General features: G+C 68.3%; 24 protein-coding genes and 1 tRNA gene. 13 read left to right on the top strand and 12 right to left on the bottom strand.

Annotated features, from left to right (window positions below; all coding sequences use genetic code 11):
* The first annotated feature begins 149 nt into the window (after positions 1–149).
* From EII34_RS12900 to EII34_RS12920, 5 genes are all read left to right on the top strand, one after another.
* Entirely contained in the window at positions 150–2360 is a 2211-nt protein-coding gene (locus EII34_RS12900) for an NADP-dependent isocitrate dehydrogenase (RefSeq protein WP_124845576.1), read from the top strand.
* Positions 2361–2639: 279 nt separating this feature from the next.
* Complete coding sequence (locus EII34_RS12905; protein WP_124845577.1) at positions 2640–2942, top strand: hypothetical protein; 303 nt, start codon at positions 2640–2642, stop codon at positions 2940–2942.
* Positions 2939–4240 carry a glycosyltransferase family 2 protein gene (locus EII34_RS12910; RefSeq protein WP_124845578.1) on the top strand — a complete coding sequence of 434 codons (1302 nt, stop codon included), beginning with the start codon at positions 2939–2941 and terminating at the stop codon, positions 4238–4240. Before EII34_RS12905 ends, EII34_RS12910 begins: the two co-directional genes overlap by 4 nt.
* A gap of 12 nt (positions 4241–4252) precedes the next feature.
* Positions 4253–5158, top strand: a complete 906-nt coding sequence (locus EII34_RS12915; RefSeq protein ID WP_124845579.1) for a PIG-L deacetylase family protein — start codon at positions 4253–4255, stop codon at positions 5156–5158.
* Positions 5155–6000, top strand: coding sequence for an ATP-grasp domain-containing protein (locus EII34_RS12920; RefSeq protein ID WP_221620301.1), 846 nt, complete (start codon positions 5155–5157; stop codon positions 5998–6000). The genes EII34_RS12915 and EII34_RS12920 overlap by 4 nt, the downstream gene beginning before the upstream one ends.
* Here the strand turns inward: EII34_RS12920 and purM are convergent.
* From purM to EII34_RS12950, 6 genes are all read right to left on the bottom strand, one after another.
* The gene (purM, locus tag EII34_RS12925) at positions 5983–7023 is read right to left on the bottom strand and encodes a phosphoribosylformylglycinamidine cyclo-ligase (RefSeq protein WP_124845580.1); all 1041 of its coding nucleotides are present in this window, start codon (positions 7021–7023) and stop codon (positions 5983–5985) included. The two genes, EII34_RS12920 and purM, sit on opposite strands and share 18 nt — an antisense overlap.
* Positions 7020–8537, bottom strand: a complete 1518-nt coding sequence (gene purF, locus EII34_RS12930; protein WP_124845581.1) for an amidophosphoribosyltransferase — start codon at positions 8535–8537, stop codon at positions 7020–7022. Before purF ends, purM begins: the two co-directional genes overlap by 4 nt.
* Positions 8538–8709: 172 nt before the next feature.
* Positions 8710–10038, bottom strand: coding sequence for a dipeptidase (locus EII34_RS12935; RefSeq protein WP_124845582.1), 1329 nt, complete (start codon positions 10036–10038; stop codon positions 8710–8712).
* Between the two features lie 70 nt (positions 10039–10108).
* Positions 10109–10975: a sugar ABC transporter permease gene (locus EII34_RS12940; protein ID WP_124845583.1), complete on the bottom strand. Its 867-nt coding sequence runs from the start codon at positions 10973–10975 to the stop codon at positions 10109–10111.
* Positions 10975–12540, bottom strand: a complete 1566-nt coding sequence (locus EII34_RS12945; RefSeq protein WP_221620302.1) for an ABC transporter permease subunit — start codon at positions 12538–12540, stop codon at positions 10975–10977. Before EII34_RS12945 ends, EII34_RS12940 begins: the two co-directional genes overlap by 1 nt.
* Positions 12541–12606: 66 nt before the next feature.
* Positions 12607–13851 carry a sugar ABC transporter substrate-binding protein gene (locus tag EII34_RS12950; protein WP_124845584.1) on the bottom strand — a complete coding sequence of 415 codons (1245 nt, stop codon included), beginning with the start codon at positions 13849–13851 and terminating at the stop codon, positions 12607–12609.
* 145 nt (positions 13852–13996) lie between these two features.
* On the opposite strand from EII34_RS12950, the gene EII34_RS12955 reads away from it, so the two are divergent.
* From EII34_RS12955 to EII34_RS12965, 3 genes are all read left to right on the top strand, one after another.
* A complete protein-coding gene (locus EII34_RS12955; RefSeq protein WP_124845585.1) occupies positions 13997–14980 on the top strand; it encodes a LacI family DNA-binding transcriptional regulator in 984 nt (327 codons plus the stop codon).
* The gene (locus EII34_RS12960) at positions 14977–16596 is read left to right on the top strand and encodes a glycoside hydrolase family 13 protein (protein ID WP_124845586.1); all 1620 of its coding nucleotides are present in this window, start codon (positions 14977–14979) and stop codon (positions 16594–16596) included. The genes EII34_RS12955 and EII34_RS12960 overlap by 4 nt, the downstream gene beginning before the upstream one ends.
* A gap of 129 nt (positions 16597–16725) precedes the next feature.
* On the top strand, positions 16726–17355 hold the full coding sequence (locus EII34_RS12965) for a DUF4143 domain-containing protein (RefSeq protein ID WP_124845587.1): 630 nt from the start codon (positions 16726–16728) through the stop codon (positions 17353–17355).
* On the opposite strand, the gene EII34_RS12970 is transcribed toward EII34_RS12965, so the two are convergent.
* The 4 genes from EII34_RS12970 to dnaK all read right to left on the bottom strand — a co-directional run bounded on the left by EII34_RS12970 (position 17346) and on the right by dnaK (position 21353).
* Positions 17346–17759, bottom strand: coding sequence for a heat shock protein transcriptional repressor HspR (locus tag EII34_RS12970; RefSeq protein WP_124845588.1), 414 nt, complete (start codon positions 17757–17759; stop codon positions 17346–17348). The genes EII34_RS12965 and EII34_RS12970 overlap by 10 nt on opposite strands.
* A 1-nt stretch (position 17760) precedes the next feature.
* Positions 17761–18897 (bottom strand): molecular chaperone DnaJ, encoded by a 1137-nt coding sequence (gene dnaJ, locus EII34_RS12975; RefSeq protein ID WP_124845589.1) that lies wholly within the window; start codon positions 18895–18897, stop codon positions 17761–17763.
* Positions 18898–18969: 72 nt separating this feature from the next.
* On the bottom strand, positions 18970–19509 hold the full coding sequence (locus EII34_RS12980; RefSeq protein ID WP_124845590.1) for a nucleotide exchange factor GrpE: 540 nt from the start codon (positions 19507–19509) through the stop codon (positions 18970–18972).
* Positions 19506–21353, bottom strand: a complete 1848-nt coding sequence (dnaK, locus tag EII34_RS12985; protein ID WP_124845591.1) for a molecular chaperone DnaK — start codon at positions 21351–21353, stop codon at positions 19506–19508. The genes EII34_RS12980 and dnaK overlap by 4 nt, the downstream gene beginning before the upstream one ends.
* Before the next feature lie 268 nt (positions 21354–21621).
* On the opposite strand from dnaK, the gene EII34_RS16310 reads away from it, so the two are divergent.
* Both EII34_RS16310 and EII34_RS12995 read left to right on the top strand, forming a co-directional pair.
* A complete protein-coding gene (locus tag EII34_RS16310) occupies positions 21622–21861 on the top strand; it encodes a TM2 domain-containing protein (RefSeq protein ID WP_221620303.1) in 240 nt (79 codons plus the stop codon).
* Entirely contained in the window at positions 21839–22342 is a 504-nt protein-coding gene (locus tag EII34_RS12995; RefSeq protein WP_124845593.1) for a DUF2752 domain-containing protein, read from the top strand. Before EII34_RS16310 ends, EII34_RS12995 begins: the two co-directional genes overlap by 23 nt.
* A gap of 29 nt (positions 22343–22371) precedes the next feature.
* On the opposite strand, the gene EII34_RS13000 is transcribed toward EII34_RS12995, so the two are convergent.
* On the bottom strand, positions 22372–23811 hold the full coding sequence (locus EII34_RS13000) for a DUF1707 SHOCT-like domain-containing protein (RefSeq protein ID WP_124845594.1): 1440 nt from the start codon (positions 23809–23811) through the stop codon (positions 22372–22374).
* 237 nt (positions 23812–24048) lie between these two features.
* Positions 24049–24124: transfer RNA gene (locus EII34_RS13005), tRNA-Thr, on the bottom strand.
* Between the two features lie 123 nt (positions 24125–24247).
* Between EII34_RS13005 and EII34_RS13010 the strand changes: the two genes are divergently transcribed.
* From EII34_RS13010 to EII34_RS13020, 3 genes are read left to right on the top strand one after another with little or no spacing between them, the layout of a single operon-like run.
* Entirely contained in the window at positions 24248–25045 is a 798-nt protein-coding gene (locus tag EII34_RS13010) for a hypothetical protein (protein WP_124845595.1), read from the top strand.
* Position 25046: 1 nt separating this feature from the next.
* On the top strand, positions 25047–25472 hold the full coding sequence (locus EII34_RS13015) for a DUF2089 domain-containing protein (protein WP_124845626.1): 426 nt from the start codon (positions 25047–25049) through the stop codon (positions 25470–25472).
* A 37-nt stretch (positions 25473–25509) separates the two neighbouring features.
* Positions 25510–27000 (top strand): serine/threonine-protein kinase, encoded by a 1491-nt coding sequence (locus EII34_RS13020; RefSeq protein ID WP_124845596.1) that lies wholly within the window; start codon positions 25510–25512, stop codon positions 26998–27000.

The raw sequence follows: 27000 nt of genomic DNA on the forward strand, positions 1-27000 counted from the left end.
CCCTCGCTCAATCATCGCGGTTCACCGCGGGAATCTGTCAGTTGTCTCGTGACGACGAGGATACCGGAGCAAGCCGGGTAGCTCAAAGCACGCCCTCCTCACCCCCGGTAGGCTGAGCACGCCGACTGTCGAAACCACTAGGAGACCCGATGGGCACGATCATCTACACCCTCACCGACGAGGCCCCCCTGCTGGCCACCCACTCCCTGCTGCCCGTGATCCAGGCGTACGGGAAACTGGCCGGGGTGGATGTGGAGACCCGTGACATCTCCCTGGCCGGGCGCCTCCTCGCCCAGTTCGCCGACGTGCTCCCCGCCGAGCAGCAGGTGGCCGACGCCCTGGCCGAGCTGGGTGAACTGGCGAGGACCCCCGGGGCCAACATCATCAAGCTGCCGAACATCTCCGCCTCGGTCCCGCAGCTCAAGGCCGCCATCGCCGAGCTGCAGGCCCGAGGATTCGCCCTGCCGGACTACCCGGAGGACCCGCGGAGCGACGAGGAACGAGACATCCGGGCCCGCTACGACCGGGTCAAGGGGTCCGCCGTCAACCCGGTGCTGCGGGAGGGCAACTCGGATCGACGGGCACCGGAGTCGGTGAAGAACTACGCGCGCACCAATCCGCACCGGATGGGGGTCTGGTCCCCCGAGTCGCGCACCGACGTGGCGACGATGACCTCGGACGACTTCCGCCACAACGAGACCTCCGTGGTGATGCCGACCGATGACGTCCTCACCATCCGCCACATCGCCACCGACGGCACCGAGACCCCCCTGAGGACCGGACTGCAGGTGCTGGCCGGCGAGGTCGTCGACGCCACCGTGATGCGCGCCAGGGCCCTCGACGAGTTCCTGACCGAGCAGGTGCGCCGCGCCAAGGAGGAGGGGGTGCTGTTCTCCGTCCACCTCAAGGCCACCATGATGAAGGTCTCCGATCCCATCATCTTCGGCCACGTCATCAAGGCCTTCTTCGCTCCCGTCTTCGAGCGTCACGGTGCCGAGCTGGAGGCGGCCGGACTGTCGGCCAACGACGGACTGGGGGCCATCCTCGCCGGACTCGACGACCTGGACAACGGGGCCGAGATCAGGGCCGCCTTCGATGCCGCCCTGGCCGACGGACCCGCCCTGGCCATGGTGAACTCCGACAAGGGGATCACCGGCCTGCACGTGCCCTCCGACGTCATCGTCGACGCCTCGATGCCCGCGATGATCCGTGCCTCGGGCCACATGTGGGGGCCCGACGGCCAGGAGGCCGACACCCTGGCCGTGCTGCCCGACTCCTCCTACGCCGGGGTCTACCAGGCCGTCATCGACGACTGCAAGGCCCACGGCGCCTACGACCCGACGACGATGGGCACCGTTCCCAACGTCGGTCTCATGGCCCAGAAGGCCGAGGAGTACGGCTCCCACGACAAGACCTTCGAGATCACGCAGGACGGCCGCGTCGAGGTGGTGGACACCGCAGGGACGGTGCTGCTCAGCCACGACGTCGCCGCCGGGGACATCTGGCGGGCCTGCCAGACCAAGGACGCCCCGATCCGGGACTGGGTGAGGCTGGCCGTCACGCGCGCCCGCGCCACCGGCTGGCCCGCGGTGTTCTGGCTCGACGAGGAACGCGCCCACGACCGCAACCTGAAGGCGAAGGTGGAGCAGTACCTGGCCGATCACGACACCACCGGCCTGGAGATCCACGTCCTCTCCCCCGTCGAGGCCACCAGGTTCTCCGTGGAGCGGATCCGACGGGGGGAGAACACCATCTCGGTCACCGGCAACGTGCTGCGTGACTACCTGACCGACCTGTTCCCGATCCTGGAGCTCGGCACCTCGGCGAAGATGCTGTCCATCGTGCCGCTCATGTCCGGCGGTGGCCTGTTCGAGACCGGTGCCGGCGGCTCGGCACCCAAGCACGTGCAGCAGCTCGTCGCCGAGAACTACCTGCGCTGGGACTCCCTGGGGGAGTTCCTGGCCCTGGCCGCGTCGCTGGAGCACCTGGCGACGACGGAGGGCAACCAGAAGGCGGCGGTGCTGGCCGCGACGCTGGACCGCGCGAACGGCAGGTTCCTGACCGAGGACCGCTCCCCCACCAGGCGGTTGGGCGGCATCGACAACCGGGGATCCCACTACTGGCTGGCCCGTCACTGGGCCGAGGAGCTGGCCGCCCAGGGCGACGACGAGGAGCTGGCCGCAGCCTTCGCACCGGTGGCGCAGGCACTGGTCGACGGCGAGGAAGCCATCCTCGCCGAGCTGATCGGGGTGCAGGGCAAGCCCGCCGACATCGGCGGCTACTACCGTCCCGACGAAACCAGGACCAGTGCGGTGATGCGCCCGAGCCCCACCTTCAACCAGGTGATCGACGCGCTCTGAGCCCTCACCTCCCGACTGATCGGGAGACCCCCAACGGTCGAGGCCCCTGGGACGTCCCAGGGGCCTCGACCGTTGGCATCTGGTGCGGGCCACCCGGTGCACGACGGCCCCTCGCCATCTGGATGACACGCTTTCCATCGACGCGACAAGGGCATACGTCTTGAAACGCCCGCAACGTCCAAATGGATGACCCCGAGGCGGCAACAAGCCCTTGCCAAGCTGTCTAGATTCACCTCGTCGAAATCGGTTCGGCAGTGGATTCCCGGAGGGGGTGACCAGATGCACCACGTTGTGTGCACGGTGATGTTCGTGGCCTCGGCGTTCGCCCTCACCCGGACCGAGCTCCACCTCCGCCACCGCCTGCGCAGCTTCCGGAAGGTGCAGCTGTTCTGCTACGCCAGCTCACACCTCGGTGCGGTGGCCAACATCTCCTGCCTGCTCCCGGCGGCACCGGAGCTACTGCTCCGGTGGGCCCCGGTCCTCAGCGCCATCTGCATCGTGGCGCAACTGGTGCTGCTGACCCTGGGATGGACCCGCCCCCGCCTGCCGATGCGGGCCCTCCCGATGGATGCACTCCGATGAGCCCGCTCATGACGGCACTCGCCGTCGTGGCACTGCCCGGGCTGCTGCTCGGCCTCATCCACTGGGTGTGGTACCCGTTCGCCGTCCTCTTCGAGTTCCGACAGCACTCCCCCGGCGTGCTGTACCGAGGGGTCAGGGTCAGCGTCATCATCCCCGCCTACAACGAAGGCGTGGTGCTCCACGCCTCCGTGGCCTCCGTGCTCGATTCCGGATACCCGAACCTCCAGGTGGTCGTCGTCAACGACGGCTCCACCGACAACACCTGGGAGGTCATGCAGTCCTTCGCCCAGGACCCCCGGGTCGTGCTCATCGACAAACCCAACGGCGGCAAGGGATCCGCCCTCAACGCCGGCATCGAGGTCGCCGACGGCGAGGTGTTCCTGTTCGTCGACGCCGACGGCCTGTTCACCCGCACCACCATTCCCCGCCTGCTGGCCGGTTTCCGGCACCGGGGCGTCGGGGCGGTCTGCGGCAACGACCAACCGATCAACGTCACCGGTCCCCTGACCCGTCTGCTCGCCCTGATGACCCACGTCGGCACCGGGCTGACCCGACGTGCCCTCGCCCTGCTCGGGATCCTGCCCATCGTCTCCGGCAACTCGGGGGCCTTCCTCGCCCACGTGGTGCGTGAGGTGGGCGGTTTCCGCACCGACACCCTCGGGGAGGACCTCGAACTGACGTGGCGCGTCCAGTTCGCCGGGTACGACGTCGAGTTCGCCCCACGTGCCCTCGTCCTGGCCGAGGTGCCCTCCACCCTGAAAGGCCTGTGGAAGCAACGGGTCCGGTGGCAGCGCGGCCTCATCCAGACCGCACGGTTCCACGCGCACCGGGCCCTGCGGCTGCCCCGCAGCCGTTTCGACTGGTACCTGCCGCTCAACCTGGCCTCCATGCTGGTGGCCCCGGTGCTGCAGCTCATCGCCGTCGTGCTGCTCGTCGCGGTCATCGCCACCGGCGAGCTCCAGATCACGTCCTGGTGGGCGGTGGTCCTCCTGCTCGGCCTCGAGGTCTCCCTCGCCGCAGCGGTGATCGCTCTGGTGCTGGACCGTGCCTGGCACAACATCCCCCTGCTCATCGTGCTCCCGCTGTGGCTCCCCCTCGGCCTGTTCCTCTCGGCCGCCACCGCACGCGCCATCTGGGCGGAGTTCAGGGGCACGACGTCGAGCTGGAACAAGCTCGAACGCACCGGGGTCCGCAACCGCACCGCCAAGGAGGACCCCCTCGACTTCGAGGTCGGCGTCGAACCCCCACCACGGTCCGAAGTCCTCGCTGCCCCAACCACTCTCCCGCTCGCCCCCTGAAAGGAGCACACCGTGCCGGACTCCTTCGTCCCCCTCGTGCTGATCTCCCTGCACACCCTGGCCGTGTTCCTCTACGCCCTGGCGAAGGTCAGCCTGAGCCGTCGCATCAGCCAGTACCGCCTGCTGTACCGGTTCGTCATCGTCTCGGCCGGTGTCATGATCCCCGCCAACCTGGCCTGCCTGTCCACCCCGCCGGGTGCCGTCCACACACTGATCCAGTCCTTCTCCATCGCCTCCCTGGCGGCCATCGCCGCCCTGACCTGGCACTTCCGGCACCCCTCCTGCCGCCAGGATCCGTCCCGGATCGTGCTGGCCATCGGTGCCCATCCGGACGATCTCGAACTGGCCTGCTCCGGAACCCTGGCCCGGCTCGTCGACAACGGTCACCGGGTCCACGCCCTGGTCATGACCCACGGTGCCGTCGGCGGCGACGCGAGCATCCGCCCCGGTGAGGCGAGGAACGGCGCCCGGTTCCTGGGGCTGACCTCCTGCGAGCTCCACGACCTGCCCGACACCCACCTGGCGGAGAGCAGCAACGTGATGATCGGTCTCATCGAGACGGCCATCGCCCGACACCACCCGGACCTCATCCTCACGCACTCCGCCAACGACCAGCACCAGGACCACGTCGCGGTCCACTGGGCGACACGACGGGCCGCCCGCAACCATCCGGCGATCATCTGCTACGAGTCACCCTCGGCCACCCCGGCGTTCTGCCCCCAGGCCTACGTCGACGTCTCCGGCTACCTGGACACCAAGCAGATGGCCGTCGAGCTGCACCGGGACCAGTCCGAGAAGCCCTACATGACCACCTCGGTGCTGCAGGGAGTCGCGACGTTCCGTGGCCGCCAGGCCCGGATGGACGACGCCGAGGGCTTCGAGGTGATCCGGCTGCCACTGTTCGGGGGGATCCTGTGAGCCGCATCCTCGTCACCGGTGCCTGCGGTCCGGCCGGCCGTTCCCTGCTCGACCAGTTGTCCACGCGGGGCCTCCCGGCTCTCGGCTGTGACATGGACCCGTCCCCCAGGACCGATGGGATCACCGTCCTCAGGGCCCTGCCCGCCCGTGATCCCGATCACCTGACCGAGCTCGTGGAGCTCATGGCGACCCACCACGTCACCCTGCTGATCCCCACCGTCCAGGAGGAACTTCCACTCGTCGCCGCGAGTCCCCCACCCGGCACACTGATCTCGCCCCTGGAAGGGATCGAGATCGCTCACGACAAGTGGCTGACGGGGCAGCACCTCGCCGCCGCGGGGGTCCCGGTGCCGGCCACCGTCCGTGCCGAACAGGCCCTGGACTCCGACATCGCACCGCTCGGGCTCCCGGTGCTGAGCAAGCCGCGGGTCTCCCGGGGTGGCCGCGGTGTGGTGCTCCACGACGCGATCACCGACGTCCCCCGTCAGGAGGGGATACTGCTGAGCGAGTTCGCGCCCGGCACCGAGTACTGCGTCCAGGTGGTTCAAGGCATCGGCAACGACGTGTGCGTCGTGCTGGAGAAGACACAGCTCCGTTCAGGTCTGGTGGGCAACGCGGACGCGGTCCGTCGCGTCGAGGCACCCGATGTCGCCGAGGTGGCGACGGCGGCCGTCCGGGCGCTCGGGCTGGTGGGGCCGGCCGACCTGGACATCCGCCGTCGTGACGACGGCACGCCCCTGGTGATCGAGGTCAACGCCCGGTTCGGGGCGCAGAGCGCCCATGCCCCCGAGCTGCTGGAGACGGTGCTGGCCTGGCACGCCGCCTCAGACCAGGACGGCTGAGCCCTCACCGTCGTGGTCCTCGACGTGCCCGAGCACCCAGGACGTCACGCCCCGGTTCTCGAGCAGGGAACGGGCCGCATCGACACCGTGCTCCGGCAGCACCGCCACCATGCCGACCCCCATGTTCAAGGTGGCCTCGATGTCGCGCTGGGAGACCTCCCCGACCCGTTGCACCAGCTGGAAGATCGCCGGTGGGCTCCAGGAGTCACGGCGCAGCACGGCACGCCTCCCGGCCGGGATGACCCGGGCCAGGTTGTTCGCCAACCCCCCGCCGGTGATGTGGCTGAAGGCGTGGCACTCCACCTCACGGATCAGTGCCAGCACGTCGAGCGCGTAGATCCTGGTCGGGGTCAGCAGTTCCTCACCGAGGGTACGGCCGAGTTCGTCGACGTGACGCTCCAGTGCCCAACCCGCCCGGGTGAGCAGCACGTGCCGCACCAGCGAGTAGCCGTTGGAGTGCAGCCCGGAGGAGGCCATCGCCAGCACGACGTCGCCGGTGCGGATCCGCTCGGGGCCGAGGATGGCCTCGCGTTCCACGACACCCGTCGTCGCGCCTGCGACGTCGTACTCGTGCGGTTGGAGCAGCCCCGGGTGCTCGGCGGTCTCACCCCCGACCAGGGAGCAGCCCGCCGCGATGCAGGCCTCGGCGATGCCGGAGACGATGGCGGCGATCCTCTCGGGGACCACCTTTCCGCAGGCGATGTAGTCGGTGACGAACAGTGGTTCGGCACCGCAGACCACGAGGTCGTCGACCAGCATCCCGACCAGGTCGAAACCGATGGTGTCGTGGATGTCGAGGGCCTGGGCGATCGCCACCTTGGTGCCCACACCGTCGGTGGAGGTCGCGAGCACGGGGTGCCGGTAGTCCTTGAGCGTGGTGGCGTCGAAGAATCCGGCGAAACCACCGAGCCCACCCAGCACCTCGGGGCGGCGGGTACGGGCGACGGAGGCCTTCATGAGTTCCACCGCGCGGTCGCCCGCCTCGATGTCGACTCCGGCGGCGGCGTAGGCGGACTGGCTCATCTCTCCTCCTGGTGGGATGTGGTGGCGAGGGCGTCGAGGTCGTCGACCCCTTCACACGCGGCCTCACGGAGCAGCTGCTCCTGACCGCGCGGCACGTCGATCGGGTACCGACCGTCGAAACAGGCACGGCACAACTGGTCGGCTGGTTGACGGGTGGCCTCGGTGAGGGCCTCCAAGGAGATGAAGCCCAGCGAATCGGCCCCGATGGAGCGGCAGATCGCATCGACGGTGAGGCCGGGCGCGATGAGTTCGGCCCGGGTGGCGAAGTCGATGCCGTAGAAGCACGGCCACTCCACGGGTGGGGAGGAGATCCGGACGTGGACCTCCTTGGCACCGGCCTCGCGGAGCATCCGCACCAGGGCGCGCTGGGTGTTGCCGCGCACGATGGAGTCGTCGACGACCACGAGCCGTTGGCCCGCGATGACCTCCTTGAGCGGGTTCAGCTTCAACCGGATACCGAGCTGGCGGATGGTCTGACTGGGTTGGATGAAGGTGCGCCCCACGTAGGCGTTCTTGACCAGGCCGAGCCCGAACGGGATGCCGGAGGCCTCGGCGTAGCCGACCGCCGACGGGGTTCCCGAGTCAGGGGTGGGGATGACCAGATCGGCCCGGGCGGGGTGCTCACGGGCCAGCATCCTCCCGATCTCGACGCGGGTGGCGTGGACGGAACGACCCGAGATCGTGGTGTCGGGGCGGGCGAGGTAGACGTACTCGAACAGGCAGCCCTTGCGCTGGGCGTCGGCGAAACGTCGGCTGCGCAGCCCGGCCTCGTCGATGGCGATGAACTCGCCGGGCTCGACCTCTCGGACGACACTGGCCCCGACGATGTCGAGGGCGGCGGTCTCGGAGGCCACCACCCAGCCGCTGGCGAGCCTGCCGAGCACGAGCGGGCGCACCCCCTGCGGGTCGCGGGCGGCGAACAGTGTGGTCTCGTTCATGAAGGTGAGGCAGAACGCGCCCTTGAGGCGGGGCAGCACCTTGAGCGCCACCTGCTCGACCGGTTCCTCACCGAAGGCGGACATCAGGGCGGTCACCAGCGAGGTGTCATTGGTGGAGTCCATCGTCCTCTTCTCCGGCACCCGCAGTGCCGGGTCGAGCTGGTGGAGCCACTCCTGGAGCTCGTGGGTGTTGGTGAGGTTGCCGTTGTGGGCCAGCGCGAACCCGCCGTGGTGGGTGGCGCGGAAGGTGGGTTGGGCGTTGTGCCACACCGAGGCCCCGGTCGTGGAGTAGCGGGTGTGTCCGATGCCGAGACGACCCTTGAGGGAGCTCAGTGTCGCCTCGTCGAAGACCTGGCTGACCAGCCCCATGTCCTTGAACACGGTGATCCGCTTCCCCGTCGAGACGGCGATCCCGGCGGACTCCTGCCCACGGTGCTGGAGCGCGAAGAGCCCGTAGTAGGTGAGCTGGGCCACGTCCTCGGCGGGCGCGAACACCCCGAAGACCCCGCAGGCGTCCTTGGGGCCGTGATCGACGGGGTCCAGGTCCAGCGAGAGTCGTCCATCCGGTCTCAGCACTGGCTCAGCCTATCGCCTGTTCCGAACAGTCGTCCCCATGTACGCTGAGGAGACGATGATCCTCGTGCAGGGGGTCGCCGGGGAACAGGCCGGAACCGCCGACAGGTGTTCACCCACGAGGGAAGCCCTCCCGGGCCCCTGCACCGGGATCATCGCCGTTCACACGGCTCGGTCAACTGCCGAGCCTGCTCAGCAGCAGGGCCTCCGCCAGGGCCGCCTTGGCGAAGTCGCCGAGGTCCAACGACTCGTCGATGCCGTGCATCCTCGAGGTCGGGTCCGTGACGGCGGTGACCAGCACCAGGGCGTCCGGGTTGCGCTCGGCGAACTCCGCGACGATGGGGATCGACCCACCACAGCCCATCTCGACGACCTCGGTGCCGAAGGCCTCCGCGTAGGCCGCCCTCGCCGCGGCGGCGCGGGCATCCTCCAGGGCGACGGTGCCGGGAGCTCCCGACTGCCCACCGGTGACCTCCACCCGCGCCCCCCACGGGGCGTTGTCGAGCAGGTGCTGTTCCAGTGCGGCCGCGGCGGCCTGGGGGTCCTGGCCCGGCGGGATGCGCACGCTCACCTTCGCCCTGGCCGAGGGCACCAGGGTGTTGGAGGCCTCCGCGACCGGCGTTGCGTCGATGGCCAGGACGGAGGCCGACGGCCTGAACCACATCCGCTCGACCACGGAACCGTCGCCGATCTGCTGCACCCCCGGCAGCAGCCCCGTCTCCTCCTGCAACCGGTCCTCCGGGTACTCCAGCTCCGGGCCGGGCGAGGAGACCAGTCCCTCGATCGCGACATTGCCCGCCTCGTCGTGGAGGCTCGCCAGCAGGCGGCACAGCGCGGTGAGCGCATCCGGCACCACCCCGCCGAACTGGCCGGAGTGAAGCCCCTGCGTCAGCGTGGAGACGGTGACCTCGCAGTCCACCACACCCCTGAGCGTCGTGGTGAACGACGGCACCCCGACCTCCCAGTTCACCGAGTCCGCGATGACGAACACGTCCGCGGACAGCTCGTCCGGGTACTTCTCCAGCAGCGCGGGCATCGACGGCGAACCGATCTCCTCCTCGCCCTCGATGAACACCTTGACATGCACCGGGGGTTTGCCACCGAAGGCCCGCAGTGCGGCGAGGTGCACCGCCGCCCCGCCCTTGTCATCGGCCGATCCCCGGGCGAACAGCCGCCCGTCGCGCTCCGTCGGGTCGAAGGCGGGCGAGGTCCACGCCGTCGGCTCCCCGATGGGTTGCACGTCGTAGTGGGCGTAGAGCAGCACCGTCGGGGTCCCCTCCGGGCCGGGGAAGTCCGCCCACACCGCCGGTTTGCCCCCGGCCTCCAGGGTCTTCACCTCGGCCGCACCCAGCCCACGCATCCACTCCACCACGAGATCCCTCGCGGCCAGCACGTCCTCGTCGTGCTCCCACATCGAGGAGACCGAGGGAATGGCGATGAGCTGGTGGAGGTCGGCGATGACGGAGGGAAGCACACGTTCCACGTGCCAGGCGAGGTTGGTCATGAGGGCAACTCTATTTCAACGACGATGGAGGCCACCCGCCTGGGGTGACCTCCATCGTGAGGGGTCCGGATCAGCCCTTGACGGCCCCGGCGGTCAGGCCGGAGACGATGTACTTCTGCAGGTACATGAACAGCAGGATGATCGGGATGGCCGCGACCACCGCGCCCGCCGCGAACAGCGACCACAAGGCGTTGCGCTCATCGGAGGCCCACACGTAGAGGCCGACGGCGAGCGTGTAGTCCTCGGGGCGCTGCAGCACGATCTTGGCGAGGATGAAGTCGCCGTAGGTGCCGACGAAGGACAGCAGACCCACCACCGCGAGGATCGGGGTGACCAGCCTCATGATCACGCCCCAGAAGATCTGGGCGTGCGTGGCCCCGTCGATGCGGGCGGCCTCGTCCAGCTCCTTCGGGATGGTGTTGAAGAAGCCGTACATGAGGAAGGTGTTGGCCCCGAGCGCCCCACCGAGGTACACCGCGATGAGCCCCAGCGGTGAGCCCAACCCGAGGGCGGGGAAGATGTCCTGCAGGGTCAGCAGCAGCAGGTAGATGGCGATGAAGGCCAGCATCTGCGGGAACATCTGGATGATGAGCAGCGCGGTCAGGCCGGATCGACGTCCCGTGAACCGGAACCGGCTGAACGCGTAGGCCGCGGCGGCGGCCATCAGCACGGTCCCGATGGCCGAGACGCTGGAGACGTAGAAGGAGCGCATCATCCACTTCGGGAAGTCCTTGCCGAACAGCTCCACGTAGTTCTGGAAGGACACGTTGTTGAACAGCTGGTTGGAGCCGGTCAGGGTGCCGCCCGGGTTGAGGGAGGCCGACAGCACGTACAGCAGCGGGAAGATGCAGAAGATCATCATCACCACGGCGAACAGGTGTTTCCAGCCCACCTCCAGGCACCATCGCAATCCTCTGAGCCGAGTGTTCTCGTTCATCACAGCACCTCCTCCAGTTTGCGGGTCTGTCGGAAGCCCAGCCAGGAGATGAGTCCGACCACGACGAAGATCAGGATCGACAACGCCGAGGCCAGGCCGAACTGACGGCTACCGGACTCGAAGGAGATGGAGTACACCATCGAGATGAGCAGATCCGTCTCCCCGATCAGCACCGGAGCACCCGCGAAGTTCGGGCCACCGCCGGTCAGCATGTAGATCAACGCGAAGTTGTTGAAGTTGAACGCGAACGACGCGATGAGCAGCGGCGCCACCGAGACCAGCAGCAGTGGCAGCGTGATGTGGAAGAACCGCTTGATCGCCCCGGCACCATCCATGATCCCGGCCTCCTTGAGCTCGGCCGGAATGGCCTGCAGCGCACCGGTGCACACCAGGAACATGTAGGGGAAACCGAGCCACAGGTTGACCATCAGGATCGAGAGCTTCGCCAGCCACGGGTCGGAGAGCCAACCGATGCCTGCCCCACCGAGCAGCACCTGGTTGAAGAAGCCGAAGTCCTTGTTCAGCATGCCCCGCCACACCAGGGCCGCCAGGAACGCCGGGAAGGCGTAGGGCAGCAGGAAGATGGCGCGGTAGAAGGTGCGTCCTCTGACGCGGGCGTCGTTGAAGACCACGGCCAGCACCAGGCCGAGCGCGAAGGTGGTGGCCACCGAGAGGATCGCGAAGGCGAAGGTCCACAGGGTGATCTTGATGAACGGCCCGGTCAGCCGCGAGTCGTTGAAGACCTCCGTGAAGTTCTTCGTGCCGACGAACACCCGCCAGCCGGGCTGCAACTCGGCCCCGTCCTCGGCGACGAAGGCCCCCTTCTCCGGATCCGCGGCATAGACCTTGCCCTCGGCGTCGGTGAAGGTGTCGGCGGCCTCGTCGTAGACCAGCACGGACTTCGCCACGTAGGCGAAGGTGGCGTTGTCGGTGCGCAACCAGCCGTCGTCGGGATCGTCGCTGAGGCTGACACGCAGCTCCAGCACCTCCTTGGAGTACTGGTTGACCTCGGCCAAGGACAGCACCTGCCAGCCGGAGACCTCGGTGACCTTGTCCCCCTCGGCCCTGCCGTCAATCTCGGCCAGGGCCTCGTCCTGGGTGCCGACCTGCACCGTGCCGTCACGCACCACCGCGAGCCCCAGCACGTCGTCCTTCCTCACCACGGCGACGGGGAAGGTGTCGGTGCCCTCGACGCGGCGGTCGGAGGTCTTGGCGATCTGGGTGATGGCCACCTGCTTGGTGTCGTTGTGGCCGTCGCCGTAGTTGGTGAAGGCGACGAAGGCCGTCGAGCCCATCGCGTACAGCTGGTAGACGATGAGGAAGACCAGCCCCGGAAGCAGGTACTTGGCGGGGATGGCGCGCTTGGAGAAGTAGACGTAGTCGGCCACGAGCAACGTGACCGCGAGGAAGGTGAGGACCCACCACTGCTGGGCGGCAGCGGAGGCCATGATGCCGTAAAGGCCGAACGCGTTGACCAGCCCCATGAGGACGAGCTTGACGTAGAAGCCCGGGCGCGAGAGATCGCGCGCATGGGAGAGCTGCGGCTCTGCAGACTGTCGTGTCACGATGCTTCCCTGGAATGAGCCAGTCCTCCGTGGGGGCGTTGTCCGCCCCCACGGAGGAGGACTGGGTCACTTGGTGATCTGTTCCTCGATGTTGCCGATCATCTGCTGCCACCCGGCGACGGGCTCGGCGGAGCCATCGATGATGGCGAGCTCGCCGCCGCCCCACTGCGGCCAGATGCCTTCCAACTCGGGGAAGGAGGGCAGCGGGTGTCCCTTGGTGGCGGCCTCGCCGAAGCCCTTGAGGACCGGGTCGTCGATGTTGTTGGCGACGGAGGCGACGGCGGGCACGCGACCGCCTGCCTCGTAGAGCATCTTCTGGGCGTCCTCACCGGCGAGGTAGGTCAGGAACTGGTTGGCCAGCAGGGCATTGTTGCTCTTGGCGGACAGGTAGACGCCCTGGACACCGACGAACGGGGCTGCATCCTGGCCACCGGCCGAGGGGATCGGCAGCACGGTGATGTCCATGCCACCCTTGGCGAACTCGCTACCCCACCACGGGCCGGTCACGATGTAGGCGGACCGGCCGTCGAGGAAGGCCTGCTTGGCCTGGTCGCCACCGACGGAGGCGGAGAGCACCTTGGCGTCGGCCAGCTTCTTGACGTAAGACGCGAAGGCCTCACCCTCGGCACCCTTCATACCCAGCTCGAGAAGGTAGTCGCCCTTGTCATCGGTCTTGAACAGCGGGGCGCCGAAGGAGGTCTGGATCGGGTACAGGTGGTAGGCATCTCCCTTGTCCCCCTGCTGGATCAGGACCGGGAAGTCGGGGGTGAGCTCGGTGCCCTGGGTGACCAGCTCGTCGAAGGTGGCGGGGGTCTCCTGGGCCAGCTTGTTGTTGCGCACCAGGGCGATGTTCTCCACCGCGTAGGGCACACCCATCAGCTGGCCACCGTGCGTGAAGGCCTTGGCGGCAGGCTCAGAGAAGGCACCGGCCTTGTCGCCCAGCTCGACCGGGGCGATGATGCCGTTGCTGGCAAGAGTACCGATCCAGTCGTTCGCACCGACGATGAGGTCAGGACCCTGGCCGGAGGGGGCCTGGGCGATGAAGTCGGTCTTGATGTCCTGGGAGGGCTTCTGGACGATGTCCAGGCTCACCCCACTCTCGGCCTTGTAGGCCTCGCCGACCTCCTTGAAGGCCTCGATGCGGGTCTCGTCGACCCAGACGGTGAGCGTGCCGGCATCGGCGGGCGCGCTGTTCTCCATGGCCGCCGAGCTGGCGGGGCCGGACGAGGTGGTGGATGGGGTGCCCGAGCCGCAGGCGGCCAGGGCCAGGCTGAGACCTGCACCCACCAGGGCGAGGAGGCTCCTACGCATATCTACTCCTGTTCGGATCGGCGACGACGCCGACGTCTTCGGTTGCGAAAAAATTGTATCAACCCTTGCAGCAACTTGCAGAAAAAATTTTGCAACTCTTTGATAACATCACTTTCTCAGGAACACCGGACCAACGGAGGTGGCGATGAGCGGACGACCACGGATGTCGGACCTGGCCAGCCACGCCGGCGTGTCCGTCGCGACGGTCTCCAGGGTGCTCAGCGGGAAGTCGGGCATCAGCGCCGACACCCGCGAGGCGGTGCTCAGGGCGGTCGCCGAGCTGGACTACGTGCCCACCCGCACCCCGCAGCGTTCCGGACTGATCGGGATCTTCGTCCCGGACCTGACCAATCCGGCCTTCGCGCTCTTCGCCGAGCAGCTCGGCGCCCTGCTGCTCCAGCACGGCCGACGATGCGTCGTCGCCCATGCCGGTTCGGCCGGCACCAGTGAGGCGACCGCCCTCGACACACTCCGTGACCTGGAGGTCGACGGCGTGCTCTCGGTCTCCGGTGCGGCCGACACCGAGGCCAGCACCGAGCCCCATGAACGGTTCCTCGCCACCGGGGCACCGATGGTGGTCATCAACGGTCACGCCCCCATCCGGTGCACCCGGTTCATCAACTGCTCCGACGAGGAGGCCATCAGGTCCCAGGTGGCCCATCTGCAGACCCTGGGACACGAACGCATCGGCCTGGCCATCGGCCCGAGGCGCTTCGTGCCGTCGCAGCGCAAGATCGCAGCATTCCTGGCTCTCGGCTTCCCCGAGGACTCGGTGGCTCGCACCATCTTCACCGCCGAGGGTGGACAGCTGGCGGCCCGTCGACTCATCGACAGTGGTCACACCGCCATCGTGTGCGGCTCCGACATCATGGCGCTCGGTGTGATCCGCGAGGCCCGCTCCCAGGGGCTCACCGTGCCCGGCGATCTCTCGGTCATCGGCTTCGACGACTCCTCGCTGATGGCCTTCACCGACCCTGCACTGACCACGGTGCGACAACCCGTCCAGGCGATGTGCGACGCTGCGGTCTCGGGACTGCTGCGGGCCATCGACGGTGAACCCCTCGACGGGACTGAGCTACTGTTCCACCCCGACCTCATCATCCGACAATCGACAGGACCCCAGGCATGACCCAGACCCAGTGGTGGCGCGACGCCGTCATCTACCAGATCTACCCCCGCTCCTTCGCCGACAGCAACGGCGACGGCTACGGCGACCTGCCCGGGGCGATCTCGAAACTGCCGTACCTCAAGGAGTTGGGGGTGGATGCGGTGTGGCTGAGCCCGTTCTACCTCTCCCCCATGGCGGATGCCGGCTACGACGTCGCCGACTACCGCGAGGTGGATCCGCTGTTCGGTCAGACCGCCGATGCCAAGCGGCTCATCGACGAGGCCCACGCGCTGGGCATCCGCGTGCTCATCGACCTGGTGCCGAACCACACATCGGATGCCCACGAGTGGTTCCAGGCCGCCGTCGCCGCCGAGCCGGGCGCACCGGAGCGGGGACGCTACCTGATCCGCGACGGCAAGGGGGAGGATGGCGAACTGCCGCCCAACAACTGGAAATCGTTGTTCGGCGGTCCTGGATGGTCCAGGCTGCAGCGGCCCGACGGCACCTGGGAGCAGTGGTACCTGCACATGTTCGACGTGCACCAGCCGGATCTCGACTGGGACTCCGAGCTGGTGCGCGAGGGATTCGACGACATCCTGCGGCACTGGCTGGACCTCGGCGTCGACGGCTTCCGCGTCGACGTGGCCCACTCGTTGGTCAAGGAGGCGGGACTGCCGGACGAGGTGGAACAGTCCCAGTTCATGGAGGGCGACATGGGCCCGATGTGGGACCAGGAGGGCGTCCACGACATCTACCGGCGCTGGCGGAAGGTGCTCGACAGCTACGACGGGGACCGTGCGATGGTCGCGGAGGCGTGGGTGCCGAAGCCGGAGCGACTGGCCCGCTACGTGCGTCCCGACGAGATGCACCAGGCCTTCAACTTTGACTTCCTGTCCTCGGCGTGGGATGCCTCCAGCTACCGGAGGGTGATCACCACGACGATGGCCGCGAACGAGGCCGTCGGGGCACCCACCACGTGGGTGATGAGCAATCACGACGTGGTGCGGCACGCCTCCCGGCTGGGTCGGGCCGAGACCTCGAACACCGAGGGCATCTCGGAGCGCGACCCGCAGCCTGACAACGAACTGGGGCTCAGGCGCGCCAAGGCGGCGACGTTGATGATGCTGGCGCTGCCCGGCTCGGCCTACCTGTACCAGGGTGAGGAGCTGGGGTTGCCGGAGCACACCACGGTTCCCGACGGGGTGCGTCAGGACCCGATCTGGGAGGGCACGAAGCACCAGAAGGTGGGTCGTGACGGCTGCCGCATCCCGATGCCGTGGGTGGCCGACGCCCCGGGGCTGGGCTTCGGGCCGTCGGAGCGCACCTGGCTGCCACAGCCGGAGAGCTACCGCGCCCTGGCCGCCGACCAGCAGGTCGGGGTGCCGGGGTCGACCTGGACGATGTACCGCGACGCGCTGCGGCTGCGTCGTCAGTACGGGCTGGGGCTGGGTCGGCTCACCTGGGAGGACGCGCCGGAGCACGTCGTCTGCTTCGACAACGGTGAGATCCGCGTGATGGTCAACATCGGCGGTGACCCGGTGCCGCTCCCGGAGGGTGAGGTGCTGCTGGCCAGTACGGAGCTCGACGGTGAGCTGCCCACCGATGCCGCCGTCTGGGTCCACAAGCCCGTCGACTGAGCTCCTCCTCGTCAGAGTGGTCGTGAGGCGTCGGTTTTCCGACGTCTCACGACCACTCACCTCACTCAGAGACACTGCGAACCTACGAAAATCTCGTTGCGAACCTACGAGCTCAGTCATCCTGCAGTGGTGACGGAGCTGGTTGAACGCCACCTCTTGGGGGTGGGACTCGAATACTTGGACACCTTTCCCGTCGTGGTCATCGAGGGGGCCAGACAGGTGGGCAGGAGCACCCTTGCCCAGCAGTTGCTGCAAGTACGCCCCGGCATCCAGGTGACCCTCGACGTTCCCGCGCAGCTGGCCGCTGCCCTGGAAGACCCAGAGGCCTTCCTCCGCCAAGGCGGTGAGGGCACCTTGGCCATCGATGAGGCCCAGCTGGCTCCCGGGCAGCTCGAGCCGATCACCGCCGATGTCCTGGGAGGCCACTTCAAGGCCTTTCTCGCCACCGAGCTGCTGAAACAGCAGTCCTGGAGCACAGAGCAGTTCCAGCTGTTCCACTACCGGGATCGCACCGGGATCGAGGTCGACCTCGTCGCCGAGCTCGCCGACGGGTCCGCGGTCGGCATCGAGGTCAAGACATCCAGCTCCCACCGACCGGAGCACTTCAAGGGACTGCGCTTCCTGCGCGACAGACTGGGGAGTCGATTCCGCTGCGGCGTGGTGCTCGGCATGTTCCAACAGGGATTCCAGATCTCCGACCGCCTGATCGGACTCCCGGCCTCGGCCCTGTGGGAGCTGCCTGCTCCCGATCAGCGGTAGGGCAGGGCCAGCAGCGTGCTCCGTCTGGCACGGCCACGCTGCACCGCGCCGCTGGAGTCGGCGGTGAACAGCCGGGTGTCGCCCTGCGCCTGGAGGCGACGCACCGCCTCACCCAGCCGCTCGATCTGGGCGTTCAGCCCCTCGATCTCGGCTTCCAGGTCAAGGATGCGGCGGATGCCCTCCAGGTTGATCCCCTCGTTCTGGCTGAGGTGCTGGATGTGGCGGAGCTTCGCGATGTCCCGCAGTGAGTAACGACGACCCCGACCGCGGGTGCGCTGCGGCACGACCAGCCCCAGCCGGTCGTAGCCGCGCAGCGTCTGCGGGTGCATGTCCGCGAGATGTGCCGCCACGGACACCGGGAACACCGGTGCCGTGGGGTCGAAGTTCTGGGGAAGATTCGACATCTCAGGCTCCGAACAGGGCGGCGCGCGGGTCCTCCTGACCGGACTTCTCCGCGTACTCCTTGAGGGCTTCCTTCGCCGCGTCGCTCAGCTGCTCCGGTACCTGCACCTGCACCGTCACCAGCAGATCACCCATCGTGCCGTCCTTGCGGCGCACCCCCTTGCCGCGCACCCTGAGCGTGCGGCCGTTCGGGGTGTTGGCGGGGATCTTCAGCTTGACGCTGGGACCCGCCAGGGTGGGGATCTTGATCTCCGCGCCCAGCGAGGCCTCGGCGAAGGTGACCGGGACGTTCAACGTGAGGTTGGTGCCCTGCTGTCCGAACAGCTTGTGGGGAGCCACGTGGACGTCCACGTACAGGTCCCCGGCGGCCCCGCCGTTCTGGCCGGGTGCGCCCTTGCCCTTGATGCGGATCCGCTGCCCGTCGGTGACCCCGGCGGGGATGCGGACGTTGACCGTCTTGCTCGACTTCCCGCGCCCCGACCCGTCGCAGACCGGGCACGGGTCCTCGACGATGAGCCCTCGGCCCCGGCAGTCCGGGCAGGGCTCGCTCATCGCGAACACCCCACCGGCAGCCGAGGAGGTCATGCCGGTGCCCTCACAGGTGACGCACACCTTCGGCAGGGTTCCGGCCTTGGCCCCCGTCCCCCGGCACGCGGTGCAGGCCTGGTCGGAGACGGTGCGCATCGCGACGGTGGTGCCCTCGACGGCCTGCTCGAAGGTCAGGTTGACCCCACCCTCGATGTCGGAACCGCGTCGCGGGCCACGCGTGGAGGAGCGACGCTGACCGCCGCTGAACAGGTTCCCGAACAGGTCACCCAGTCCGCCCTGGTCGCCACCCGCGTTGCGGAACAGGTCCTCGAAACCGCCACCGGACTGCCCGGGACGCCCGAACCTGGCACCGGCCCCGAAGAGGCTGCGCGCCTCGTCGTACTCCTTGCGCTTGTCGGGATCCGACAGCACGCTGTTGGCCTCCGAGGCCTCCTTGAACCTGGCCTCGGCCTTCTTGTCGCCCGGGTTCTGGTCGGGATGGTTGTCCCGCGCGATCTTGCGGAAGGCCTTCTTGATCTCGTCGGCGGTGGCCTTCTTGTCCACGCCGAGAACCTTGTAGTAGTCCTTCTCGATCCAGTCCTTGGTGCTCACTCATGCCCTTTCTTCGTGTCTTCATCCGAGGGGCCGACGTCTCGCGGTTGTCGGCCCCTCGAATGCGACAACTCAGGCTTGCGGATTGGCGACGGCGACGCGCGCCGGGCGGATCACGCGGTCACCCAGCTGGTAGCCCTGCTGCATGACCTGCGAGATCGTGGTGACGGTGACCCCCTCCATCGGCACCTGCATGAGGGCCTCGTGGAGGTTCGGGTCGAAGGGCTCACCGACGGCCCCGAAGGCCACGAGCCCATGCTTGGCCGCGACCTTCTCCAGTTCGTCGGCCACCGCCTTGAAGCCGCCCGCCAGGTCCTCGTGGGACTTGGCCAGGGTGATCGAGTCGAGCACCGGCATCAGGTCGGCGACCACGGCCTCGATCCCGGCCCTCCGGGCCAGGGCCCGGTCCCGGTCGACGCGCTTCTTGTAGTTGACGTACTCGGCCTGGAGACGCTGCAGGTCAGCGGTGCGCTCAGCGGCCAGCGCCTCCCAGTCCTTGTCGGATTCGGTGGGTTCGGTGGGCTCGCCCTCGGCGAGGGCCGAAGCGGCTGCGTCGACAACCGCCTCGGCCTCGGCCACCACCTCCTCGTCAGGGGTGTGTTCGTCGTTCACTTGTTGTCCTCGTCCTCGACGATCTCGGCGTCCACGACGTCGTCCTCGGCCCCGGCGTCGCCCTCACCGCCGGACTCAGCGGCCTGCGCCTCCTGGGCCTTCGCCTGGGCTGCGGCGTACATCGCCTGACCCATCGCGGCGGCCTTGGTGTTGAGGTCGTCGATGGCGGCCTTGATGGCGTCGTCGTCCTCGCCCTTCAGGGCCTCCTTCAGCTTGTCGACGGCCTCCACGACGGGAGTCCTGGTGGCCTCGTCGATGGACTCGGAGTTCTCGTTCAGGAGCTTCTCCGTGCGGAAGACCAGGGCATCGCCCTCGTTGCGGCGCTCGACGCTCTCGCGGCGCTTGCGATCCTCCTCCGCGTGGGCCTCGGCGTCGCGGACCATCCGGTCGATGTCCTCCTTGGCCAGCGCGGAGCCACCGGTGACGGTCATCGACTGCTCCTTGCCGGTCGCCAGGTCCTTCGCGTGGACGTGGACGATGCCGTTGGCGTCGATGTCGAAGGTGACCTCGATCTGCGGGACCGAACGCGGGGCGGGCAGCAGGCCGGTCAGCTCGAAGTTGCCGAGCGACTTGTTGTCGCGGGCGAACTCACGCTCACCCTGGTAGACCTGGATCATCACGGCGGGCTGGTTGTCCTCGGCGGTGGTGAACACCTCGGAACGCTTCGTCGGGATGGTGGTGTTGCGCTCGATGATCTTGGTCATCACGCCACCCTTGGTCTCGATGCCGAGGCTGAGCGGGGTGACGTCGAGCAGCAGCACGTCCTTGACCTCGCCCTTCAGGACACCGGCCTGGAGGGAGGCACCCAGCGCCACGACCTCGTCGGGGTTGACACCCTTGTTGGGCTCCTTGCCCCCGGTCAGCTCACGCACCAGCTCGGCGACGGCGGGCATCCGGGTGGAGCCACCGACCAGCAGCACCTGGTCGATCTTGTCGACGGTGGTGTTGGCGTCCTTGAGCACGTTGTTGAACGGTGCGCGGCAGCGGTCCAGGAGGTCCTGGGTCATGCGCTGGAACTCGGCGCGGGTCAGCTTCTCGTCGAGGTGCAGCGGACCGGCGGCCGACGCGGTGATGTAGGGCAGGTTGATGGAGGTCTCGGAGGCCGAGGACAGCTCGATCTTGGCGCGCTCCGCGGCCTCCTGGAGGCGCTGGCGGGCCATCTTGTCCTGGGACAGGTCGACACCGTGCTTGTTCTTGAACTGCGTCACGAGCCAGTCGACGATCTTGGCGTCCCAGTCGTCGCCACCCAGGCGGTTGTCACCATTGGTGGCCTTGACCTCGAAGACACCGTCGGCGATGTCGAGCAGCGAGACGTCGAAGGTGCCGCCGCCGAGGTCGAAGACCAGGACGGTCTGCTCCTGGTCGCCCTTGTCGAGGCCGTAGGCCAGGGCGGCCGCCGTGGGCTCGTTGATGATGCGGTCCACGACGAGACCGGCGATCTCCCCGGCCTCCTTGGTGGCCTGCCGCTCCGCGTCGGAGAAGTAGGCCGGGACCGTGATGACGGCGTTGGTGACCTGCTCACCCAGGTAGGCCTCGGCGTCCCGCTTCAGCTTCTGCAGGATGAACGCGGAGATCTGCTGGGGACGGTACTCCTTGCCGTCGACGTCGATCTTCCAGTCGGTGCCCATGTGGCGCTTGACGGAACGGATGGTGCGGTCGACGTTGGTGACGGCCTGGCGCTTCGCGACCTCGCCGACCAGGACCTCACCGGAGTTGGAGAACGCCACCACCGACGGGGTGGTGCGGGCGCCCTCGGCGTTGGGGATGACGGTGGGCTCGCCGCCCTCGAGGACAGCGACGACCGAGTTGGTGGTACCGAGGTCGATGCCTACTGCACGGGCCATGTTTGCTCCTGTTTCCTGGGCTGGTTGTTCATTCTTCACGTCGTGGGATGCAGTCCTTGAGCGGACTGCACTCAACTATGCCAGCCGGACAGGCCGGACGCAAGGCGAAGTTGAGTCCTCAGGGCTCAACCCGGGTCGGATCAGGGTCATTCCCTGTTTTGCCATTGCGGCCGAGAGGAAGCACACTCTCCTCCTGAGCACTCCTTACCCGCCCCATGGCACCTCCCCGTACGGCGCAGTCCCCCCGCACGGCACACCTGGCCCCACCATGCCCTACGGCTTCGATCCGACAGGCCGCCCATACTCGGACAAGACCAGGCTGGTGGCCGGCCTGCTCCAGCTGTTCGCCGGCGGGTTCGGGGCTGGTCGCTTCTACACCGGTCACACCGGAATCGCGATTGCACAGCTGCTCACCTGCGGCGGGTTGGGCATCTGGGCCCTCATCGACGCGATCCTGATGTTCTCGGGCAGTGTGGACGACGTGAATGGTCGGCCGCTTCGCCCCTGAACGACGACGCATCCTCTGGCTGCTGGGTGGCCTCGGTGCCTGCGTCCTGACCGGGATCGGCTACCTGCTGGTGGCCGATCCCCACGACCGGCGGGCACCCATGCCGACCTGCCCCACGAAACTGGTCACCGATCTCGACTGCCCTGCCTGCGGCGGGCTGCGAATGGTCCATGCGGCCCTCCACGGGAACTGGGGTCGGGCACTGCACGACAACGCCTATCTGGTCGTCGCCCTGCCCTGCGCCATGGCGGCGCTCCTGGTGTGGACACGTCATCGCTGGCAGGACCCCACGTGGCGCACCCCACGATGGATCGGTCGGGCCTTCCTCGCCACCGCGGCGCCCTGGGCCGTGCTCCGCAACCTACCGGGATGGCCATGGCGCCCGACCCGACCGACCCCAGAACCCGCTCCCCTGGGGACGGGTCACCGGTCTGCTCGCCGGGGTGCGGCACCCGCCCGACACCTCACGCGAGCGCCCTGACGCCGGCGCCCACGCTGCGACACCGCTGCTCAGTCCTGATTCCGGTCGAGCTTGACCGTCGTGCCGCCCATCAGGTTGAAACCGCGGATGATGAGGGTGCCGTTGGAACCGTCGCCACGGGCACGCTTCTTGATCTCGACCCCGCCCATGATGTTGACCGACTGGTCGATCACCCTGACCCCTTTCGGCACGAACACGTCGTGCCCTCCCCACATCGCGGACAGGGAGATCTCGATGGTGACGCCGGGACCCATGACACCCGCCGTGTGGATCGCGTTGCCACCCATGAACGCGAAACTCGTCACGGTGGGGGTGTGGGCGTCGAGGTGGATGTCCTTGCCGCTCATGAACGCGATCTCCTGGGCCGACCGGGCGTCGGCGGCGATGAGCGGGGCCGCTGCGGGCTGCACGGCGGGCATCACGGCACGCGCGGCCGGCAGGTCGGCGGTGAGGGTGGCCAGTTCGTCGTCGAACTTGGCGTTCAGGCAGACCTCCTGACGCTGCGTGAACTCCTCGTGGTCGAGCTGACCGTCGGCGTAGGCCAGGCTCAGCACCTCCAGGACGGCATCCCGCTCAGCGGTCCCGACACGCATCCGAGGCTGCAGACTGTCATTCATGTCCACGAGTCTAGGGCCTGTGGGCTGCAGCACCGGAGGGTGGACTCCCGCCACCTGCGGCGAATCCGGCAGGTGGCGTCGCAACCAGTCGTCGCCCAGGTCCTTGACCCTGGCGACGGCGAGCGTGACCTCGGCCCGCAACCGGTTGCCCCTGACCGTGGCCCTGCCGCACACCGCCACCCCTCGATCGGCACAGGCCTCCAGCAGCGGCATCAGCTGGGCACTGGAGACGGCGGACAACCTCCCCACGTCCCGTTCGTGGACCCTCACCCCGACGACGGTGCGGGAGCGCGTCGCACCGAGGCGGTACAGCTCGGCCACCACGTCGCACTCGGGCTGCCCGGCCAGCAGCTCGGCCAGCCATTCCTGGTGCTCCTCCTCCCCGGTGACCTGGATCACGGCCCCCCGGGGCAGCACGAGTCGGGGAGGTGGCGGCAGTGGACCGGGCGGGAAGATGCCCCCCGGTTGCGGCAGCCCCACCCGGATTCGTGCCCTACCACGCAACCCCCAGAGCCGGGCGGGCACCTCGAGGGCGGCCCCGTGCTCGAGCAGGTCCACCATCGCGGACCGGAGCCCGAGCACCCGCTCATCGACGACGTTGCCGACCCAGAGGTCATCGATGACGACGGCCGGGAACGGGCCGGAGCGGGTCGGCACCAGCAACGCAGGCACGTCTCGAAGCGGCACGTCCTCAGTCAGGGAGCCTCCCCGATCGGAGAAGATCTCCCGCACGGCCCTGCGGTGGCGGTGCACGAAGTCGAGCATGACCTTCTGTGAGGGTGTGCCCCACACCTCGTAGGGCTGCAGCCCGAAGGACAGCGGTGGCTGATGGTGGTCGCCTCGCGAGTTCACCACGAGTCACCCCGGCAGCGTCGAGGGGACGACATCCACGCCCGGGAGCACGGTGATCAGCAGGTCAGTCACACCGCCAACCTTTCCAGCACACTGCTCCGCACTCAACCGATCAACCACCTCGATGCGTCGCCCTTGTCGGTTCGCACACACCCCTGCCACCAACCCGTTCGTACCGCGAACTCACGAACCAGCCCCCAACACGGCGAAACACCTTGTCGGGGGCTGGTTCTTCAATGGAGCCGCCCACGGGAATCGAACCCGTGACCTACGCTTTACGAGAGCGTCGCTCTGCCTACTGAGCTAGGGCGGCAGCAGCCACACACTATAGCCGCCACGCCGATTTGACGTCCAACCCACCCCCCGGAGCACCCTGGACCTCACCGAATGGAAAGATCAACCTTCAATTGTTTGAGGGATCGCCTACCATTGCTTCATGAGCAGTCCTGATCTTGGTCCCATCCTGGACGACCTGGCCGCCGGACGTATCGACGCCGCGGAGGCCAACCGTCGCATCAACGCCCTCAAGGGCGAGCCCTCCCCCACCGCCGAGGAGGAGCAGTCCCCCGACAACGGCGGCAAGGCCCGCCCCGGGGGACTGTCGAAGGTCTCCATCACCGCGGTGGGGCGTCGTGTCCGCATCGAGGGCGACCCGAAGGTGACCACCCTGAGCGTCGAGGGTCCCCACGTGCTGCGCCGCAACGGCGACGTGATGGAGGTCAGCTCCACCGGCGAACTCGGACCCAACCTGAGCGGGTTCTCCCTCATCCGCCCCCAACGCATCCTCGACGACATGGGGATCATCGGCCTGGGCAAGGAACTGATCGTCAAGGTCAACCCGAGGCTCGTCGTCGACGTGGAGTCGACCACCGGGGGGCTGCGCAGCCAGGGAGTGCCGAGGCTCGGCCGGGTCCGCGTCACGATGGGTGGTTGTCACCTCAGCGACGTCACCGAGGTCACCGACCTCCTCAGCCAGGCCGGAGGCGTCACCGTCGAGGGTCCCATCAGCCGTGGCCGTTCCCGACTGAAGATCGAATCCGGCTCCCTCACCCTGGCCCTGACCCCCGGGGCCAACGTGATGGTCCACGCCGAGTCCAAGTTCGGGCACGTCCGTTGGCCCGAGGACAACACCGGGGTCGACGAGGTGGTCTTCGGGAACGGCTCGGCACGTTGCGACATCAACGTCGTGATGGGACTCGCCACCATCAAGGACAACACCGATGAGGAGAACTGACATGGAGGAGACGCTGTACCAGGCCCCGGCCGACTGCCCGGTCTGTGACGCCCAGCTCATCACCATCCGCAAGGGATGCCGACGCTGCGGCTCAGAGCTCGCGGGGGAGTTCGCCTCCTCGGTCTACGACCGACTGGACGCCGCCGAGCACGAACTGCTGCGGGTCTTCCTCTCCTCCCGCGGCAACCTGCGGGAGGTCGAGAAGCACCTCGGCGTCTCCTACCCGACGGCTCGGGCCCGCTTCGACGCGGTGCTGGCGAGGCTCGGGATGCTGCCGGAGACCCCCCGGCCGACCTCCCCCCCGGAGTCAGCCGACGCACCCGGGACCTCCGGGGAGGCGACCGCCCAGGAACAGATCCTGGCCCGCGTGGCCTCCGGGGAGATCAGCGCCGAGGTGGCGGCAGAACTCATCGCCAATCTCGGGTAGTTTGCCACTGCACCCTGGATGAACCACCATGGTTGCCATGACGATGCCCCCCGTGAACGTGCCACAGGTGCCCGGTGTGCGGTTGACGGGAATCCTCGGGCAGGGCGGGTTCGCCACCGTCTACGCCGGGGAACAGCTCTCCCTGGAGCGCCCCGTCGCCGTGAAGGTGGACTCCCGCCCCCTCCACGAGGAGCGCAACCGTCGTCGATTCCTTCGGGAGATGCGGGCCGCCAGCCAGATCAGCAGCCACCCGCACGTCGTGACCCTCATCGACACCGGGGTCCTGCCCGACGGGCGCCCCTACCTGGTGATGGAGCGCTGCGACGGTGGGAGCCTGTCCGATGTCGTGGCACGCGGCCCGCAACCCGCCGCCGATGCGGTGCGCATCATCCAGTCCACCGCCTCGGCACTGGGCGCGGCCCATGCCGCAGGGGTGCTGCACCGCGACATCAAACCCGGCAACATCCTCCTGGACTCCTACGGCACCCCACGGCTCAGCGACTTCGGGATCGCGGCGATCCAGCAGGCCGAGGCCTCCGCCACCGTCACCCTGGAGGCCCTCACCCCCGCCTATGCTCCCCCGGAGGCCTTCAGCCAGGTCGAACCGACCTCGGCCGGGGACGTGTGGTCCATGGGGGCGGTGCTGTTCGCCCTGCTGACGGGACGCGGCCCCCGCTCCACCTGGGACGGCCGCGCCCAGAACCTGACCCAGATCTTCCAAGAACTCAGCCTTCCCGTCACCACCAACGACCCCCGCATCCCGGGAGTGCTGCGCCCTCTGCTGGACCGCGCGATGCACCTGGATCCGAACCAGCGTTTCCGCGACGGCAACGAGCTGGCCCAGGCGCTCTCCGGCATCCTCTCCCGGCTGGACTCGTTCCCCCAGGATGCGGAGGCCACCTGGCACCGGCCACCGCCACCGACGGAGCAGCCGACGTCCTACGCACCGGCCATCGTCCACCCCCGGACCGCGACGACGACACTGCCCACGGTCAGGCAACGGCGCACCTCGACGCTCGTCGCCGGGGTGGTGGCGGCGACCCTGCTGGTGGGGGGCGCGATCTGGGGCACCGTCGCCGTGCTGAACGGCCCCGGTCTCCGGGTGCCACCACGGCAGAGCACCGCACCGAGCATCAGCCCCACCGCCCAGACCCCGGCCGACCCGAACTTCGCGCGCGAACTGGACGACAGTGCGGTGCCCACCGCCCCGGACATGCCCTGGCAGGTGGGCGACTGTCTGCTCGGCGCGGTGGACGGCAACGGCGGACACAGCGCCACCGAGGTGGAATGCGACCGGGCGAACTGGCGGGTCTTCGCGGGCGGCACCATCGATGCCAGCATCAAGACCCGGAGCAGCGGTGAGGCGCTGCAGCAGGACGCCCAGGTCACGGAGACCTGCACCGACGCGAATGCTGAACTCGCTGGCCTCGACATCTCGGTCCCCCACACGTTGCGTGCCCTGGGATCCCCCAAGGAGAGATGGGATGCCGGTGAGCGCGGATTCTCCTGCGTCTTCGAGAAGAACTGA

Source organism: Arachnia propionica (assembly GCF_003859805.1).
Lineage (GTDB): Bacteria > Actinomycetota > Actinomycetes > Propionibacteriales > Propionibacteriaceae > Arachnia > Arachnia propionica_C.